The organism is Jeotgalibacillus marinus, assembly GCF_040801915.1.
Taxonomy (GTDB): Bacteria; Bacillota; Bacilli; order Bacillales; family Jeotgalibacillaceae; genus Jeotgalibacillus; species Jeotgalibacillus marinus.
In genome coordinates this window covers 1-273 of record NZ_JBFMIA010000151.1, presented here as the reverse complement: position 1 = coordinate 273, position 273 = coordinate 1, and the positions used below count along the sequence as shown (strand labels likewise).

The 273-nt window shown below is 62.3% G+C and carries 1 protein-coding gene; it reads right to left on the bottom strand.

Annotated features, from left to right (window positions below; translation table 11 throughout):
• Positions 1-273, bottom strand: a 273-nt coding sequence (locus AB1471_RS18950) for a hypothetical protein (protein WP_496350341.1), incomplete at both ends; no start/stop codon positions are given.

Sequence of the window (273 nt, the reverse complement as noted above, 5' to 3'; positions counted from 1 at the left end):
ACTTGATCTCTTCGATCACGTGCGCGACCGACCGCGTGCGGTAGGTGTGCCCGCCGACCGTCTGCGGCCACAGGCAGAAGGTGCAGCGGCTCTTGCAGCCGCGGCCGGAGTAGAACGAGATGTAGGGGTGCTTCAGGTAGCCGATGAAGTACTTCTCCATCTCGAGGTCGCGCTTGTAGACGCTCGTGACGAAGGGCAGCTTGTCCATGTCCGTCATGATCTCGCGGTCCTCGTTATGGACCACGTTGCCGGCGGCATCGCGATAGGACAGGC